Source organism: Nonomuraea sp. NPDC048881, from assembly GCF_040649795.1.
In the GTDB taxonomy this organism is placed as follows: domain Bacteria; phylum Actinomycetota; class Actinomycetes; order Streptosporangiales; family Streptosporangiaceae; genus Nonomuraea.
In genome coordinates, this window is record NZ_JBEZGC010000004.1 from 308595 (window position 1) to 324846 (window position 16252).

Consider the following 16252-nt stretch of genomic DNA (forward strand, 5'->3'; position numbering starts at 1 on the left):
ATCCCTCGCCGGTCTAAGGCATACCCAAGCACGAACCAAGGTGAGCCTAAGGTGACGCAAATAAAACCTGCAAGACCGTCAACCGACCAGTCGGTATGCTATGGCGGGTGACAAGGGGGACGATGTGAAGGAAGAACCCGTCCGGCAGCGGTTGCTCGCCGAGGCGACCAGGCTGTTCGCGGCCCGTGGATTCGAGGGGACCTCGGTCCAGGAGATCGTCCAGGCGGCCGGCGTCACCAAGGGCGCCATGTACCACTATTTTGACTCAAAAGACGATCTGCTGCACGAGATCTACGCCCGTCTGCTCCGCATGCAGATGGACCGGCTGACGCGCATCGCCGACGGCCCCGGCACGGTCCGCGAGCGGCTGCACCGGGCCGCGGCCGACGTCGTGGAGACGACGACCGCCAACCTCGACGACTCCAAGATCTTCTTCAGGTCGATGCACCTGCTCGCGACCGAGAAGCAGAAGACCGTGCGCGCCGAGCGCCGCCGCTACCACGAACGTTTCCGCGACCTGGTGGCCGAGGGGCAGCGCACGGGCGTCCTCAGCGACCGGGTGCCCGCCGAGCTGGTCGTGGACTACTTCTTCGGCTCGGTGCACCACCTGGGCACCTGGTTCCACGCGGACGGGCCGCTGACCGGCGCCCAGGTGGGCAAGCACTTCGCCGACCTACTGCTGAACTCCCTCGGGGCCGGGGACGCCGGCGAGTGAGGCCAGCGCCTCCCGATGGTCGCCGGGCGTGCCGAGCGCGATCTCGGTGGCCTTGGCGCGCTTGAGATACAGATGCACGGGATGCTCCCAGGTCATCCCGATCCCGCCGTGGAGCTGCACCGCCTCCTCGGCGGCGTGCACCGCCACCCCGGCGTTCCACGACTGCGCCACCGCTACCGCGATGTCCCCGGGATCGGCGGCCGCGCCGCGGGCGGCGGCCCTGGCCCTGACCACGTCCAGCCAGAGGTCGGCCAGCCGGTGCTTGATCGCCTGGAACGAGCCGACCGGCCGGGCGAACTGGTGGCGCTCCTTGACGTAGGCGAGCGTCGTGTCCAGGCACCACTCGGCCACGCCGACCTGCTCGGAGGCCAGCAGCCCGGCCCCGAACCTCAGCACGCCGGCCAGGTCGCACTCCCCCACATCGCGGGCCGGCGCCCCGGACAGGGTGACGGTGGCGACCGGCCTGGTCAGGTCGAGCGAGGGCACGACCTCGACGGTGGCGCCCTCGACCTCGTACAGCCTGCCCTCGAAGGGGACGAGGAGCACGTCGGCCACGTCCGCGCCGGCCACCCCGGTGACGGCGCCGGACAGCCGCCCGCCCGCCAGCCGCACCGACGACCCGCGCTCCGGCCGGTACGGCGAGGCCGCGAACGACACGACCAGCGCCGCCGTCCTGCGTCCTTCGGCCAGCTCGCCGAGCAGGGCGTCACCGGTGGGCAGCAGCGCCTTGGTGGCCAGCACCGCGCTGGTCAGGAACGGCACCGGCGCCACGGCCCGGCCCAGCTCCTCCAGCACGACGGCCACCTCGCTGGCCGACGCGCCCGCGCCGCCCAGGTCCTCGGGCACCAGGAGCCCGGCGACGCCGATCTCGCCCGCCAGTGTCTTCCACAGGTCCAGGTCGTAGGGCTGCGACTCGACGCGCCCGAGCACCGCGGCGGGCGGGCAGCGGTCGGTGAGCAGGCCGCGCACGGCCGCCCGGAGCTCCTCCTCGACCTCGGAGTAGAGCAGAGTCATCGCGGCAGGTCCTTCCAGGGCACGTCCTTGTCGACGCGGGGCTCGGAGGGCAGGCCGAGCACCCGTTCGGAGATGATGTTGCGCAGGATCTCGGACGTGCCGCCCTCGATCGAGTTGCCCTTGGCCCGCAGGTAGCGGTAGCCGGGGCCGCGGCCGTAGAAGTCGACGTCCTCCGAGCGGCGGAACGTCCAGTCGTCGTAGCCCAGGTCGCGGCGGAGCTCGACGTCGAAGCCGGACAGCGCCTGGTTGAGCTTGGCGAACGACAACTTCATGCCCGAGCCCTCGGGACCGGGCTGGCCGGCGGCGAGCTGCTCGCGCAGCCGGGCCCCTGACAGGCGGGTGACCTCGGCCTCCACCCACAGCGCCAGCAGCCGCTGGTGCAGGTCGTGGGTGCGCAGCTCGGGGTGCGCGCGCCAGGCTTCCAGCACCGCGCCGACCATGCCGCCGCCGCGCCGGACGGGTGCGCCGCCGATCGCGACGCGCTCGTTCATCAGCGTGGTCTGCGCGACCCGCCAGCCGTCGCCGACCTCGCCCAGCCGCAGGTCGTCGGAGAGCCGCACGCCGGTCAGGAACACCTCGTTGAACTCGGCCTCGCCGGTGATCTGCCGCAGCGGCCGCACCTCGACGCCGGGGGCGTGCATGTCGCAGACGAAGTACGTCATGCCGCGGTGCTTGGGCACGTCCGGGTCGGTGCGGGTGACCAGGATGGCCCAGCGGGAGTGGTGGGCGCCCGACGTCCAGACCTTCTGGCCGTCGATCACCCACTCGTCGCCGTCCCGGACCGCGCGGGTGGCGAGCGTGGCCAGGTCGGAGCCGGCGCCGGGCTCGCTGAAGAGCTGGCACCAGATCTCCTCGCCGGTCCACAGCGGGCGCAGGAAGCGCCGTCTCTGCTCCGGCGTGCCGAACGCCAGGATCGTCGGCGCGGCCATGCCGAGGCCGATGCCCTGGACGCCGCTGTTGATCTGCGGCGTGCCGGCCAGCTCGTGCTCGACCACCTGCTGCAGCTCCCTGGCCGCGCCGAGGCCGCCGAGCCCTTCGGGGAACCAGACCCAGGCCAGCCCGGCGTCGAACCTGGCCCGCAGGAACTCCAGCCGGTCCCCCTCGGGGTCGTGCTCGCCCAGGAACGCGCGCACGCGCTCCTTGATCTGCGCTTCGTTCACATGAACCTCTTCAGCTCGCGATAGGCCAGGGACCGCTTGTGCACCTCGTCGGGACCGTCGGCCAGGCGCAGGGACCGGGCGCCCGCCCAGAGCGCGGCCAGCGGGAAGTCCTGGGAGACGCCGCCCGCGCCGTGCACCTGGATGGCCTTGTCCAGGATCCATTCGACGGTGATCGGGGTGGAGATCTTGATGGCCTGGATCTCGGTGTGGGCGCCCTGGTTGCCCACGGTGTCCATGAGCCAGGCGGTCTTGAGCACGAGCAGGCGCAACTGCTCGATCCTGATGCGGGACTCGGCGATCCAGTCCTGGACCACGCCCTGCTGGGCGACCGGCTTGCCGAACGCCGTCCTGGCCAGGGCCCGCTCGCACATCAACTCGACCGCGCGCTCGGCCATGCCGATCAGGCGCATGCAGTGGTGGATGCGGCCGGGGCCGAGCCTGGCCTGCGCGATGGCGAAGCCGCCGCCCTCCTCGCCGATCAGGTTCTCGGCCGGTACGCGCACGTCCTCGAAGATCACCTCGGCGTGGCCGCCGTGGTCGGCGTCGGTGTAGCCGAAGACGTGCATGCCGCGCTTGACGTGCAGCCCCGGGGTGTCGCGCGGCACCAGGACCATGCTCTGTTGCCGGTGCTTGGGCGCGTCGGGGTTCGTCTTGCCCATGACGACGAAGATCTTGCAGTTGGGGTTCATCGCGCCGGAGATGAACCATTTGCGGCCGTTGATGACGTACTCGCCGCCGTCGCGGACGATCGAGGTGGCGATGTTGGTGGCGTCGGAGGAGGCGACGTCGGGCTCGGTCATCGCGAAGGCCGACCGGATCTCGCCGTCGAGCAGCGGGCGCAGCCACTCCTCGCGCTGCCACTGGCTGCCGAACATCGACAACACTTCCATGTTGCCGGTGTCGGGGGCGGCGCAGTTGGTGGCGGTGGGGGCGATGCTGGGGCTGCGGCCCATGATCTCGGCCAGCGGGGCGTACTGGAGGTTCGTCAGGCCGGCGCCGTGCGCGCCCGGCAGGAACAGGTTCCACAGGCCGCGCTTCCTCGCCTCGTCCTTGAGGTCGTCGAGCAGCGGTGGCGGGCTCCAGCCGGCGTCCGCGGCCTGCTCCTCGAAGGCGGGCTCGGCCGGATAGACGCATTCGTCCATGAAGCGGAGCAGGCGCTCGCGCAGGTCCTCGGTGACGGTGTCGAAGGCGAAGTCCATGCCGGTGAGCCTACCGACCGGCCGGTATGGATGTCGACAGGTGGTTCCCCGCAAAAAGGGCCAGGTGGCCGTCAACCTGCGACGGGAGCGCCGCCTATCGTGGCGGCATGACCGCCAAGCTGCCCGCGCCCGTGGTGCTGGAGAACGACGTCGTGCGCCTCGAACCGCTCACCCTGGACCACGTCCCCGACCTGTTCGCCGCCGGCGGCGGGGACGACGAGCTGTGGCGCTGGCTGCCGATCGCCACCCCGCGCACCGAGGAGGACCTGACCAGGACGGCCCGCGCGCTCATCGGCGACGACCAGCACGTGCCGTTCGCGGTGATCCCCAAGGAGACCGGACGGCCGGGCGGCTGGACGACCTACATCGACGTGCCCGGCTTCGACGACAGCGTCGAGATCGGCTGGACCTGGTACGGCCGCGCCCACTGGCGCACCGCGGTGAACACCAACTGCAAGCTGCTGCTGCTCGACCACGCCTTCGGCCTCGGATTCAACCGGGTCCTGCTCAAGACCGACGTGCTGAACCTGCGCTCCCAGGCCGCCATCCGGCGCATCGGCGGCGTGCACGAGGGAACCCTGCGCCGCCACCGCAGAAGGCCCGACGGCACCTGGCGCGACACGGTCTATTTCGGCATCCTCGAAGAGGAATGGCCGGAGCACCGGGCTCGACTGAACCGCTGAACGGAAGGCGGCATCTAATCCCGCATGACTGATCGGCTGGGAGGCTACTGGCTCGGCGCCCGGCTCGACGGCGGCGGGCGGACCACCGTCCGCGAGGCCTACGACGAGTCGGGCGGTCGCCATGCCCTCCACCTGCCCGGACCGGGCGCGTACGCGACGGTCCCGCAGGTGCGCTCGGTGCACGCGGCGCGACTGGTCGAGGCGTGCCCGCAGGGCGATCCGCCGTATCTGGTCAGCGAGTACATCGAGGGGCCGACGCTGCGCCAGGTCGTCGAGCGGCACGGCCCCTTCGCCGGTGACGACCTCTACCGCCTGGCCGCCGCCACGGCCACCGCGCTGGCCGCGGTGCACGAGGCGGGCGCGGTGCACGGGTCGCTCACGCCCGACAAGATCATCTTGGGCGCCGAGGGGCCACGCCTGGTCGGGCTGGGGCTGGCCGACGCCGAGGCCGGCCCGGCGGACGACGTGCGGGCGTGGGGGCGCGTCCTGCTGTTCGCCGCGTACGGGCTCACCGAGCGATTAGGCAACGGGGAGCGCCTCGACCGGCTGTTACGCGGCCTGGTCGCCGCCGCGCTCCACGACGACCCCGAGCGCCGCCCGGACGCCCGCCACCTGCTCATGTCCCTGCTCGACGCCCCGCAGTCCCAGCTCGGCCGCCTGCTGCCGCCGGAGCCCGTCGACGACCCGCCGCTCGGCGTCCGCGCCGAGGCCCTCTACCTCCAGCTCTGCCGGGCGGACCAGGATCTGGTGCCCGAGGTCTTCCTGCGCCTGGTCGGGCTCGACGAGTCCGGCGGCGACACCGTGGCCCCCGCCCTCCGTGACGACCTGGTCGCCGGACGCGCCCCCGACGAGGTGGCCGCGATCGACCGGGTGCTGGAGGCGTACGGGAAGGCCGGAATCCTGACGATCGGCGACCGGGGATCCCTCACGATCACCTACACGGCCCTGCTGCGGGCCTGGCCGCGCCTGCACGAATGGCTGGACGGCGAGCGGGACGGCCTGGCCGTGCACCGGGAGCTGGCCAGGGCGGCACGGGCCTGGGAGGCGGGCGGGCGCCGCGAGTCCGACCTCTACCAGGGCGAACCCCTCGACCGGGCGATGGCCTGGGCGGCCGGCGGGCGGCGGCGGGTCACCCTGAGCCCCGGCGAGCAGACCTTCCTGGACGAGGGGCTCGCGCGGGCCCGCGGCGGCGCGCGCAGGCGCCGGAGGCTCATGGTCGGGCTGCTGTCCGGCCTGTTGTCGGTCGCGCTGCTGGCGGCGCTGCTCGCGGTGTGGCAGCGCGGGGCCGCCGACGGGCGGCTGGAGCAGGCGATGGCCAAGGTCGCCGCGTCGCGGGCCGAGGCGCTGCGGGTGGCCGATCCGGTGACCGCGCGCCGGCTGAGCCTGGCGGCCTGGCGGCTGGCCCAGGTGCCGCAGGCGCGGCGGGCGCTGACGGCGGCGGCCGCCGACCCGGCCGTGGACGTCTTCACCGACCCGCAGGCCGGGCCGCGCTCGCTGTACGCGATCAGCGACGACGGCTCCCGGCTGGCCGCGCTGACCGACGACACGGTGCGCGTCTACGACGTCCCCGGGCACCGGCGGCTGGCCGAGACGGCCGGTCCCGAGCAGAGCGTGCGGGCGATGGCCTGGTCCCCCGACGGGCGCACGCTGGCCTTCGTCGGCGTGGACCGGTCGTACCTGTGGGACACCGCGTCGGGGCAGGGCGTGGGGCCGCCGTTCGGGAGGGGGCTGGGGGCGCCGGGCGAGCAGTCGGCGTGGTTCAGCCCGGGCGGCGGGCTGCTGTTCGCGGCGGCCCGGCAGTCGGGCGAGCGGTGGGCCTGGGACCTGCGGGCCCGCCGAGCGGCCTTCGTCGGCGAGTACGTGGTGGCCGGTCCCGGTGACCGGGTGGCGCTGACGTTCGAGGGCCGGCGCTCGGCGATCAGGCGCGGCGGCCGCGTCACGCCTGCGCCGTGGCTGGACCGGATGCCGTGGGAGTACACGACGTTCGCGCCGGACGGCGAGCGGGTGGCCATCGCCGAGGAGACCGGCATCCAGATCTACGACCTGGACGGCGTGCCCGTGCTCGGCACCCGGCTGCGCCCCTCCCCCGGCCACCTGCGCTTCAGCCCGGACGGGCGGCTGCTGGCCGGGACGGACAACGACCGGGTGCGGGTGTGGCGCGTCCCCGACCGCGTGCTGCTGGCCGAACGCCAGGTGCCGGTGGGCGGCGCGGACCGGCCGCCGCGGGCGGTGCTGGCGGACGACGGGCGTACGGCCCGCGTGCTGGCCGCCGGCGGGACGGTGCTCACGCTGGACCTGGCCCGGTCGCCCGCGGCCGGTGATCCTGCGTCGGCGGTGTGCGCCCGCTACGGGGGCCTGTCGGCCGCGGACTGGGCCCGGCATCTGCCCGAGGTGCCCTACCGGGCGACCTGCCCCGGCTGACGACGGCTGATCGCGGCTGATCCCGGCCGATCCCGGCTGATCACGGCGTTACGCGAATTCTTCTCGAATTCGTGGCGTGGATCTTGAACCAACCCCCTTGCCGGGCGCGTAACCGTAGTCATACGGTCACCGTGAGCTGTTGGTCGAAGAGAAGGAGAGTTCCCCCCGTATGGGCAGGCATGAGGCACCCCCCAAGGACGAGTCGCCGGAGGCCGGGTCCGGCGCGGCCGACGGCCACCGGGAGCCTCGCGGCAAACACGCGAGGGACGGCGAGGACGCGGGCGGCGAGGAGTAGGCCGCCCGAGGCCACGCATGGCCGACACGGGCGCCGGCGGTCCTATCCGCCGGCGCCCTCGTCACGCAGCATGCCGGTCAGCAGGTCGCGCAGCGCGAGGGTGAGCTCCTCCACGGAGGGCACGGAGCCCGCGCCGGCGATCGCGTCGAACATCAGCCCCTCCCCGAAGGCCACGAGCTGGCGGGCGTGGCGCACCGGGTCCTTCGACCCCAGGGCGGCCAGCATGGCGGGCGCCGGGTCGCGGAAGCGGCGGCCCGCCCGGTTGTAGATCTCGCGCAGCTCGGGACGCCTGGTGGCCTCCAGGGCCAGCTCGTAGCGGGCCAGGGTGCGCCTGCGGTCGTCGAGCTGCACGCGCACCGCCTCGGCCAGCCGGGCGGGCAGGTCGTCGAGGGTGAGCGGCACCGGCTCGTAGGCGATCGCCATGGCCTTCATCTCCAGCTCGGTGAGCCGGGACAGGGTCAGCTCCAGCAGGGCGGCGCGGGTGCGGGCCAGGTTGGACGTGGACCCGGGCGGCAGCCCGGCCGCCTCGTCCACGGCGCGGTGGGTGAGGCCGCGCATGCCCCGCTCGGCCAGCAGGGTGATGGCCGTGTCGGCGACGGCGTCAGCTCGTTTCACGGACCGAATACTACAGGGGTAGTGCGAGCGAACTACAGGCGTAGTACGCTGACACTACAGACGTAGTAACCAAGGAGGCGTCATGCCCAAGGCTGTGGTGATCGGTGGCGGCATCGGAGGGCTGGCCTGCGGCGTGGCCCTGCGCCGCAAGGGGTGGGAGGTGAGCGTCCTGGAGCGGGCGGCCGCCGTCGAGCCCGTCGGGTCGGGGCTGGCGGTCGCCGCCAACGCGCTCAAGGCGCTCGACACGCTGGGGTTGGGCGACCGGGTGCGCGAGCTGTCCACGGTGGAGGGGCCGCTCGGCGTGCGGCGGGCGGACGGCCGCTGGCTGACGCGTACCACCACCGATCACGCCGACGCCCGGTACGGGGACTCGGTGGTCGTCATGCTGCGGGCGACCCTCATGGACGTGCTCGCCGACGCCCTGGAACCGGGCGTCCTGCGGCTGGGCGTCACCGTGACGGGCGTGGACGCCGAGCGCGGGATCGTCCGCACGGACGCGGGCGAGATCGAGGCCGACCTGGTCGTGGGCGCCGACGGCATCCGGTCGGCGACCCGGCGGGCGCTCTTCCCCGGCCATCCGGGGCCGGTGTACTCGGGGGTGACGGCGTGGCGGGCGCTCGTCCCGCGGAACGGGCTGGAGATCCCCCGGTCGGAGAGCTGGGGCAGGGGGCTGGTGTTCGGCGTCCATCAGCTCACCGACGACCTGGTCTACCTGTACGCCACCGACCTGTCACCCGCCGGCGCCGCCCACGGGGACGAGCGGGAGGAGCTGCTGCGCAGGTTCGGCGGCTGGCACGAGCCGATCCCGGCGCTGCTGCGGGCCGCCGACCCGGCCCGGATCATCCGCAACGACGTCCACTACCTGAAGACGCCGCTGCCCGCCCTGCACCGGGGCAAGGTGGCGCTGGTGGGCGACGCGGCCCATCCGATGACCCCGAACCTGGGCCAGGGCGCCTGCCAGGCGCTGGAGGACGCCGTGGTGCTCGCGCACGTGGCGGACGGCGACCTGGCCGCCTACACCGCCACGCGGCTGGCGCGCACGTCGGGGGTCGTGCGGCAGTCGATGACGATCTGCCGGGTCACCAAGCTGCGCAACCCGCTCGCGGTACGGCTGCGCGACCTCGCGGTGACCGCAGCGGGCCGGCTCAGCCCGGAGCTGATGCTGCGTTCGATGGACGACGTGCTGGCCTGGCGTCCGCCGGTGGAGGCGGTCACTGACCGGACGCGGGCCGCCGACCGGTGACCGCGCCCTCGGACGCCGTCTCGGAGGCAGCCTCGGCGGCCACGGTCGCCGAGGTGAGCACCGGGGGCACGGGCGCGGGGGCCGGGGCCGGCTTGGAGTGGTCGGGGGTGAGGCGGCCGAGGGTGATCGTGCCGCCGATGGTCAGCGCCCCGGCCAGCAGGGCGGGGATGGCCGTGGACGGACTGGCAGGCAGCGGTTCGCCGAGCAGGATCGCCCCCGCCAGCACCGACGTGATCGGGTCGATGACCTGGACGCCGGCGTAGGCGATGCCGAAGTAGCCGACCGCGTACGAGCGCTGGAGCAGCACCACCGCGCAGACCAGCAGCACCGGCACGGCCAGCGTGAACCAGTGGATCAGCCGTCCCCAGTCGCCCTCCAGCCCGCCGCCGACCACCCGGACGAACGTCGAGACGCTCGCCGTCACCACACCGGCGCCCACCGAGAGCAGCAGCGCCCGCGCGGGCCCGTGGAAACGCCGCGCGAGCACCTGCGAGACCAGCGCGATCGCCGCGATGACGCCCAGGAAGGCGAGCGCGGCGCCGCTGCTCAGCCGGGGCGTGACGTTGTGCTGCGGCACCAGCAGCATGAGCCAGAGCAGGCCCACGGCCACGGCGATCGAGCCGAGGATCTCCGCCCGGTACGGCCTGCGCCCGTACATGAAGGCGGCCAGCGGCACCGCGAACACCAGGGTGGCCACGCTGATCGGCTGCACGGCCACCAGCGGCGCGAAGCTGAGCGCCACGGCGTGCAGGCACGCCCCGGTGAAGCCGATGACGCCGCCGATCCACCAGCGGGGGCGCCGGACCAGCTTGAGCGAGGCGCCCGCGGCCACGGCCTCGTACTGTTGGAGGGCGGCGCCGAGCGCGTATCCCAGCGCTCCGGCCAGCGCGATGAGCAGCCCGATCCAGGTCATCGGCGCCCACGCAGGGGCAGGGGTCCGTGCAGGAGCATTGCTCCAGCTTAAGAGCCGAGCGGAGCACTACCATCATTCTTTAGGCTGATAATTCGCCCAATTGGGGCCGCCACCTGCACGAACTTGTGGCTGATCCTTGAGCCCCCGCAGGGGCGTCGCGGCCCCTACGATTGCTCGGGAACCACGCAGAACAGGTGGCCCTCCGGGTCCTGCAGCACGATCCAGCGCGTGCCCTCCTCGGTGACGCCCGGCTGGAACTCCGGCTTGACCGCCCCGAGCGCGGTGTACTCCTCGACCGCCTTGTCCAGGTCGGGCACGCGGAAGTCGAGATGGAACTTCTTGTCGGCGCTGGGCCACTCGCCCGGCTTGTAACCGGGGACGCGACCGAAGTAGATGTTCGTGGAGCCGTCGCCGATCGCCGCGTACTCCTCCTCCGAGTACTGGATCTCGAAGCCGGTCACCTCGTGGTAGAAGGCGGCCAGCTTCCGGGGGTCGTCGCAGTCGATGGTGAAGGCGATGAGCTTGGCTTTCGTCGTCATGCGTCCATGCTCGCAGGCGTACCTGTCATCTTCTGTCAGGTACGCCCGGCATGTTCAGCCGCGGCGCGTGGCGGCGGTCACCCGCTTGAGGATCCGGTCCCATTCCGTGCCGAACGGGTTGTCCTGCACCAGGTACGTCCAGGTGGCCGACGGACGCTTGAGGTCGGGCTCGGGGGCCTCGAACGACTCCAGCGAGCGGCGTTCGACCTCGGCCTGCAGCGCCTTGTACTCGGCCACGGCCTCCCGCTGGAACTCGTCGACCGGGCTCATCCGGCCCAGCGCGCGCAGGTGGATGCCCTCGCGCAGGTCGTTGAGGAAGGCCAAATGCTCGGTCCAGCAGGTGTCGATGGCGTGCAGGACGATCTGGCGGGCCGTCTCGTCCCTGGTGTCCTCGGGCAGCTCGGCCCAGCGCTCGGGGTCGGCCTCGGCCAGCGCCTTGGCGGCGGCGTCGCCGTGGAGGACCTTGTCGCGCCATTCGAGGATCAGCTCACGCTGGTGTTCGAGCAGGCGGGTGTAGCGCCAGGTGTTGCGGTGGATCTCCAGGTTGACGCCCTCGGCCACCCGCTGGGCGTGGCCCACGATGTACGCGCCGCGCCGATGGCGCACCAGGCCGTCGGGGTCGGGGGCGGGCGGCCGCTCGTCGGGGACGAACTGGGTGATCAGGTCGTCGGTCATGCTGACGAAGAAGACCGAGCCGCCCGGGTCGCCCTGGCGGCCGGCCCGGCCGCGGAGCTGGTCGTCGAGGCGGCTGCTGGCGTGGCGGCCGGAGCCGATCACGTAGAGGCCGCCGAGCTCGGCCACGCCCTCGCCGAGCCGGATGTCGGTGCCGCGACCGGCCATCTGGGTGGAGACGGTGATCGCGCCGCGCTCGCCCGCCCTGGAGATGATCGCGGCCTCTTCGGCGTCGTTCTTGGCGTTGAGGACGACCGGTTCCATGCCGCGGCGCTGCAGGAGCTTGGCGAGGTTCTCCGACTCGGCCACGTCGAGGGTGCCGATGAGGATCGGCCGGCCCGTCTCGTGCACCTCCTGGATCTCCTCGACCAGCGCGGCGTCCTTGTCGGGGACGGTCGGGTAGATGCGGTCGGGCTCGTCCTGCCGCACGCACGGCCGGTTGGACGGGATGACCGCGACCTTGAGGCCGTAGAACTCGCCGAGCTGCTCGTTGACCGCGACGGCGGTGCCCGTCATGCCGCAGATCTGCGGGTAGCGGCGGATCAGCCCCTGGACGGTGATCGAGTCGAGGATCTCGCCCTTCTCGCTCGGCGGCAGCGCCTCCTTGGCCTCCACGGCCGCCTGGAGGCCGTCGGGCCAGCGCTGCAGCAGCGCGACCCGGCCGCGCGAGGGGTTGATCAGCTGCACCCTGCCGTCGCGCACGATGTAGTCGACGTCGCGGGCGAGCAGCGCGTGGGCGTGCAAGGCGAGGTTGAGCTCGATGAGGGTGCCGGGCTCGTGCTCGTCGTAGAGCTCGACGCCGAGGATGTTCTCGACGCTGTCGGCGCCCTTGGGGGTGAGGTAGACGTTGCGCGCCTGCTCGTCGATCTCGTAGTGGTAGCCGCGGACGAGCGTGCGCACCAGCGCCGCCATCTCCGGCACCGCGCTGCCGGGGTCGGCCGCGCCGGCCATCACCAGCGGCACCCTGGCCTCGTCGACCAGCACGGAGTCGGCCTCGTCGATCAGCGCCACCTCGGGCGCGGGCACGACGATCTCGGCCGGGTCGGTGCGCAGCCGGTCGCGCAGCACGTCGAAGCCGATCTCGCTGACCGGCCCGTACGTGACGTCCTTGGCGTAGGCGGCCCGGCGCTCCTCCGGGGTGGAGTTCTGGTCGATCCAGCCCACGCTGACGCCGAGCGCCTCGTAGAGCGGGCCCATCCACTCGGCGTCGCGCCTGGCCAGGTAGTCGTTGACGGACATCACATGGACGCGCTTGCCCTGCAACGCGTAGCCGGCGGCGGCCATGGCGCCCGACAGGGTCTTGCCCTCGCCGGTCGCCATCTCGGCCACCTTGCCGTCGAGCAGGGCGAGCGTGCCCAGCAACTGCACGTCGTACGGCCGCAGCCCGAGGGTGCGGTCGGCGGCCTCGCGCACGACGGCGCAGAACTCGGCCAGATCGTCCATGGCCGGCGTCGGCAGCTCGTCGAGCTTCCCGACGCGGCCGGCGCGCTCTTCGGCCGCCTTGACGATCTTCAGATAGGGGCTCAGGTTCACGCCGCCTGGACGATCCAGGAGGTTTCTGAATATTCCCTTTATCGAGGCCACAGTTCCTCCAACGCACGTTTCGCCGGCGCCGTTCCGTTATGCCGAAATGAGAGAACGGAGCGACGATACGGCAAGCGTCGCCGTACCGGACCTTAACTCATCACGGGCCCTGGACCTCACATCTCCGTTTCCGCTTTCATCGCGAGAACGGCGACCGCGGCGAGCAGGAGCGCGCACCCGCCCCAGGCGAGCGGGGTCAGCCGCTCGCCGAACAGCAGGACGCCGATCAGCGCCGCCCCGGCCGCCTCGCCCAGCGAGATGATCGAGACCGTGGTGGCCGGCAACGCGGTGAGCGCCCGGAAGAACAGGCCGTAGGCCAGGGCGGTGGGCACCGCGCCCAGGTAGACCAGCAGCGCCACCGACGACACGGTCAGCTCGGGCAGCACGCCCGCCGGCAGGGCGAAGGGCGCCAGGCAGACCGCCCCGACCGCGAACCCGCCGACCGCGGTGCCCTGCGGGTCGGCCGCCCTGTGATGCCGGGAGAAGAGCGTCACGCCGGCGTACCCGGCCGCCGACAGCAGGGCGTACCCGATGCCGGACAGAGAGCGGGTCTGGACGACGGACTCCCAGGTGAGCAGGACGAGCCCGACCGGCGCGGCGGCCAGCGAGGCGCGGGCGACCGGGCCGAGCGGCTCGCGCAGCAGCAGCCGCCCGCCGAGGGCGGTGATGATCGGCGTGGCGCCCATGGTCACGACCGTCGCGACCGCGACGCCGGACCCGGCGATGGCCGCGAAGTACGCGGTCTGGTAGACGGCCATGCCGGCCCCGACCGGCAGGACGTGCCAGGTGAGCCGGCTCGGACGCGCCGCGCGGCGGGTGAGCGTGAGCAGGAAGGCGGCGCCGAGCAGGTAGCGCCAGAGCGAGACGCCGACCGGGCCGAGGTGGCCCGACTCGAACAGCAGCGCGCCGGCGGCGCCGCCGGTGCCCCAGGCCGTGGCGGCCACGGAGACGTAGACGGCGCCACGGCGGGCGGAGACAGGGGTCATGACAGGAGTTCTCCGGATGGAGTGGTGGGAATGGGCCCGTATGCGGGCAGCAACCACCCCCGGATCGGTCAGACCCGGAGAATCCTGAAACGCCGCCGCCCGCTAGGGGGCCGGCGGCGGGGAGCAGACGAGGAATCGACGCGGCATGGGCGCCACCCTAGCCGTCCGTCCGCCGCGAAGGCACCCGGGTTTCATGGCTTGCGGGCCACGCCGCCCAGCAGCAGCTCTTCCCACGGGGCCAGCGGGCCGGGCAGCCGCTCGTCGGGGTGCCATTCGGGGAAGTGCACGACCCCGGGCTCGACCAGCACGAGCCCGTCGAAGTACGCCTCGATCGCCGCGCGCTCGCGGAAGTGGCCGGTGCCCATGGTGGCCTGGAGCAGCGCCTCCAGGGCCTTGGCCTTGGGGTTGCCGGAGGCGAGCATGTTGGAGACGGCCAGGTGGCTGCCGGAAGCGAGTTCGGCGACGTACCGCCGGACCAGGCCGTGGGGGTCGTCGGCGTCGGGGAACAGGTGCAGCAGCCCGATGGCCAGCAGGGCCGTGGGCTGGTCGAGGTCGATCAGGCGGCCCAGCTCGGGGTGGCCGAGCACGGCGTCGACGTCGCGGGCGTCGGCGGTGATCGCGGTGGCGCCGGGGTTGCCGCTCAGGATGGCGCGGGCGTGCGGCTCGACCATGGGGTCGATGTCCACGTAGACGACCCTGGTACGGGGGTCGGCGAACTGGGCGACCTCGTGCGTGTTCTCGATGGTCGGCAGCCCGGCGCCGAGGTCGATGATCTGCCTGATGCCCGCCTCGCGGACGAGGAAGTCGACGATCCGGCCGATGAAGGCCCGGTTGCACCAGACGAGGTCGACCACCTCGGGCACGGCGTCCTTGAGCCGGCGCGCCACCGAGCGGTCGACGGAGAAGTTCTCCACGCCGCCGAGCAGGCAGTCGTGCACGCGGGCCACGCTGGGACGCGTGACGTCGACGCCCGGAGGGGCCCACTCCTGCGCCTCGCCGACGGTCATCCGGCCCCCTTTCCAGTGCGTGACGCGGATCGTAGCCGCCGCCACCGACGCTTTGTTGGGGGTTTACCGGAGTCTGTCCGGGTAGCGGAAGTCTTGCCCGAGAAAAGACGGAAGAAGAGAGGAAGAGAGCCCGATGGAGCTCTGGAACTATCGTCCTGACGTCTATGACCGCGGCCAGAGTCTGGATCTCGTGGGGTACCACGTCCAGGCGACCGACGGGAAGATCGGGTCCGTCGACGAGGCGACGTACGAGGTCGGCGAGAGCTACATCATCGTCGACACCGGTCCCTGGATCTTCGGCAAGAAGGTCATGCTGCCGGCGCAGGTCGTCACGCGCATCGACCCTCAGGAGCGCAACGTGCACGTCGCGCGCACCAAGGCCGAGATCAAGGACGCGCCCGAGTTCGACGAGGGCAGCTACAAGGAGACCGAGTACCGCACGCGGCTGGGTGACTACTACGGCCGCTACGGCGGGTGACCCTCGCAGTCTGCCCTAGAGGGAGGGCCGCGTCCGATCGGGGCGCGGCCCTCCGCCCGTTCCGGACCGCCCTCCTCAGGGCCGCCGGGTCAGGGCTGCCGAGTCAGGGCCATCGGCTCTCGCCGCTGGCCACCACCGGCTCGCTCAGCACGCCCAGCCGCTCCAGCAGCGTCACGAACGTCGTCGCGTACGGCGAGTCGGCCACCACCGCCACCACCCGCGGCCAGTCCACCTGCTCGCGCAGCGCCCGCACCTGGGCCAGCAGGGAGCCGTAGTCGCAGGCGTGCTCCGACAGCGGCAGCAGCCACGAGATGACCAGGTCGGTGGCCTCCAGCACGGGCACGATCACCGCCGACGCCTTCAACGGCTCGGCCCGGTCCAGCAGCTCCTCGGTGATCTCGTGGTCGGAGACCCGGAAGATCAGATCGACCAGCCGGCCCTCGTCGTACGCCTTGACCAGCCAGTCCTCCGGCGGTTTGGCGGTCTCGAAGCCCAGCCCGCGCAGGGCTTCCAGGGCGGCGGGCACGTCATGCTCGGTGAGCACGAAGTCCACGTCGTGCAAGGAGGGGGCGGCGCCTCTGGCGTAGGCCGCGCAGCCGCCGGCCAGCGCGAACTTCACCCCGGCGTCCTTCAGCCCGGAGCTGGCGCGCTTCAACGTGTCAAGGATGGCGTCAGTGACCGCATGACCATGGCTGCTCATGGTTCCGGGCTACCCTCACGATCGTCAT

General features: G+C 72.5%; 16 protein-coding genes. 6 read left to right on the forward strand and 10 right to left on the reverse strand.

The features are described from left to right. Positions 1-124 precede the first annotated feature (124 nt). The gene (locus AB0C33_RS16535) at positions 125-715 is read left to right on the forward strand and encodes a TetR/AcrR family transcriptional regulator (RefSeq protein WP_358288255.1); all 591 of its coding nucleotides are present in this window, start codon (positions 125-127) and stop codon (positions 713-715) included. Here the strand turns inward: AB0C33_RS16535 and AB0C33_RS16540 are convergent. Genes AB0C33_RS16540 through AB0C33_RS16550 form a run of 3 tightly spaced genes read right to left on the reverse strand, consistent with a single transcriptional unit; the run spans position 674 to position 4088 of the window. Beyond that, the gene (locus tag AB0C33_RS16540) at positions 674-1729 is read right to left on the reverse strand and encodes an acyl-CoA dehydrogenase family protein (protein WP_358288260.1); all 1056 of its coding nucleotides are present in this window, start codon (positions 1727-1729) and stop codon (positions 674-676) included. The two genes, AB0C33_RS16535 and AB0C33_RS16540, sit on opposite strands and share 42 nt — an antisense overlap. Next, positions 1726-2889, reverse strand: coding sequence for an acyl-CoA dehydrogenase family protein (locus AB0C33_RS16545; protein WP_358288263.1), 1164 nt, complete (start codon positions 2887-2889; stop codon positions 1726-1728). The genes AB0C33_RS16540 and AB0C33_RS16545 overlap by 4 nt, the downstream gene beginning before the upstream one ends. Next, entirely contained in the window at positions 2886-4088 is a 1203-nt protein-coding gene (locus AB0C33_RS16550) for an acyl-CoA dehydrogenase family protein (RefSeq protein ID WP_358288265.1), read from the reverse strand. Before AB0C33_RS16550 ends, AB0C33_RS16545 begins: the two co-directional genes overlap by 4 nt. Before the next feature lie 107 nt (positions 4089-4195). Between AB0C33_RS16550 and AB0C33_RS16555 the strand changes: the two genes are divergently transcribed. The 3 genes from AB0C33_RS16555 to AB0C33_RS16565 all read left to right on the forward strand — a co-directional run bounded on the left by AB0C33_RS16555 (position 4196) and on the right by AB0C33_RS16565 (position 7487). Further along, entirely contained in the window at positions 4196-4771 is a 576-nt protein-coding gene (locus AB0C33_RS16555; RefSeq protein WP_358288267.1) for a GNAT family protein, read from the forward strand. Positions 4772-4795: 24 nt separating this feature from the next. Beyond that, complete coding sequence (locus tag AB0C33_RS16560) at positions 4796-7192, forward strand: hypothetical protein (protein ID WP_358288270.1); 2397 nt, start codon at positions 4796-4798, stop codon at positions 7190-7192. 169 nt (positions 7193-7361) lie between these two features. Beyond that, complete coding sequence (locus AB0C33_RS16565; RefSeq protein ID WP_358288272.1) at positions 7362-7487, forward strand: hypothetical protein; 126 nt, start codon at positions 7362-7364, stop codon at positions 7485-7487. A gap of 42 nt (positions 7488-7529) precedes the next feature. Here AB0C33_RS16565 and AB0C33_RS16570 read toward each other — a convergent pair whose 3' ends face one another. Further along, positions 7530-8102 (reverse strand): TetR/AcrR family transcriptional regulator, encoded by a 573-nt coding sequence (locus AB0C33_RS16570; protein WP_358288274.1) that lies wholly within the window; start codon positions 8100-8102, stop codon positions 7530-7532. A gap of 82 nt (positions 8103-8184) precedes the next feature. Here AB0C33_RS16570 and AB0C33_RS16575 point away from each other — a divergent pair, with 82 nt between their 5' ends. After that, positions 8185-9345, forward strand: coding sequence for an FAD-dependent monooxygenase (locus AB0C33_RS16575; protein ID WP_358288277.1), 1161 nt, complete (start codon positions 8185-8187; stop codon positions 9343-9345). Here AB0C33_RS16575 and AB0C33_RS16580 read toward each other — a convergent pair. The 5 genes from AB0C33_RS16580 to AB0C33_RS16600 all read right to left on the reverse strand — a co-directional run bounded on the left by AB0C33_RS16580 (position 9314) and on the right by AB0C33_RS16600 (position 15046). After that, positions 9314-10258 carry a DMT family transporter gene (locus AB0C33_RS16580; RefSeq protein WP_358288279.1) on the reverse strand — a complete coding sequence of 315 codons (945 nt, stop codon included), beginning with the start codon at positions 10256-10258 and terminating at the stop codon, positions 9314-9316. The two genes, AB0C33_RS16575 and AB0C33_RS16580, sit on opposite strands and share 32 nt — an antisense overlap. Before the next feature lie 164 nt (positions 10259-10422). Continuing rightward, positions 10423-10797 carry a VOC family protein gene (locus AB0C33_RS16585; RefSeq protein ID WP_352319548.1) on the reverse strand — a complete coding sequence of 125 codons (375 nt, stop codon included), beginning with the start codon at positions 10795-10797 and terminating at the stop codon, positions 10423-10425. Between the two features lie 54 nt (positions 10798-10851). Then, positions 10852-13002: an accessory Sec system translocase SecA2 gene (secA2, locus tag AB0C33_RS16590; RefSeq protein ID WP_358288282.1), complete on the reverse strand. Its 2151-nt coding sequence runs from the start codon at positions 13000-13002 to the stop codon at positions 10852-10854. A gap of 167 nt (positions 13003-13169) precedes the next feature. After that, positions 13170-14039, reverse strand: coding sequence for an EamA family transporter (locus AB0C33_RS16595; protein WP_358288285.1), 870 nt, complete (start codon positions 14037-14039; stop codon positions 13170-13172). 191 nt (positions 14040-14230) lie between these two features. After that, a complete protein-coding gene (locus AB0C33_RS16600; RefSeq protein ID WP_358288288.1) occupies positions 14231-15046 on the reverse strand; it encodes an SAM-dependent methyltransferase in 816 nt (271 codons plus the stop codon). Between the two features lie 133 nt (positions 15047-15179). Between AB0C33_RS16600 and AB0C33_RS16605 the strand changes: the two genes are divergently transcribed. Next, positions 15180-15524 carry a PRC-barrel domain containing protein gene (locus AB0C33_RS16605; protein WP_358288290.1) on the forward strand — a complete coding sequence of 115 codons (345 nt, stop codon included), beginning with the start codon at positions 15180-15182 and terminating at the stop codon, positions 15522-15524. 103 nt (positions 15525-15627) lie between these two features. On the opposite strand, the gene AB0C33_RS16610 is transcribed toward AB0C33_RS16605, so the two are convergent. Further along, the gene (locus AB0C33_RS16610) at positions 15628-16179 is read right to left on the reverse strand and encodes a nucleotidyltransferase (RefSeq protein ID WP_352319540.1); all 552 of its coding nucleotides are present in this window, start codon (positions 16177-16179) and stop codon (positions 15628-15630) included. Between the last annotated feature and the right edge of the window lie 73 nt (positions 16180-16252).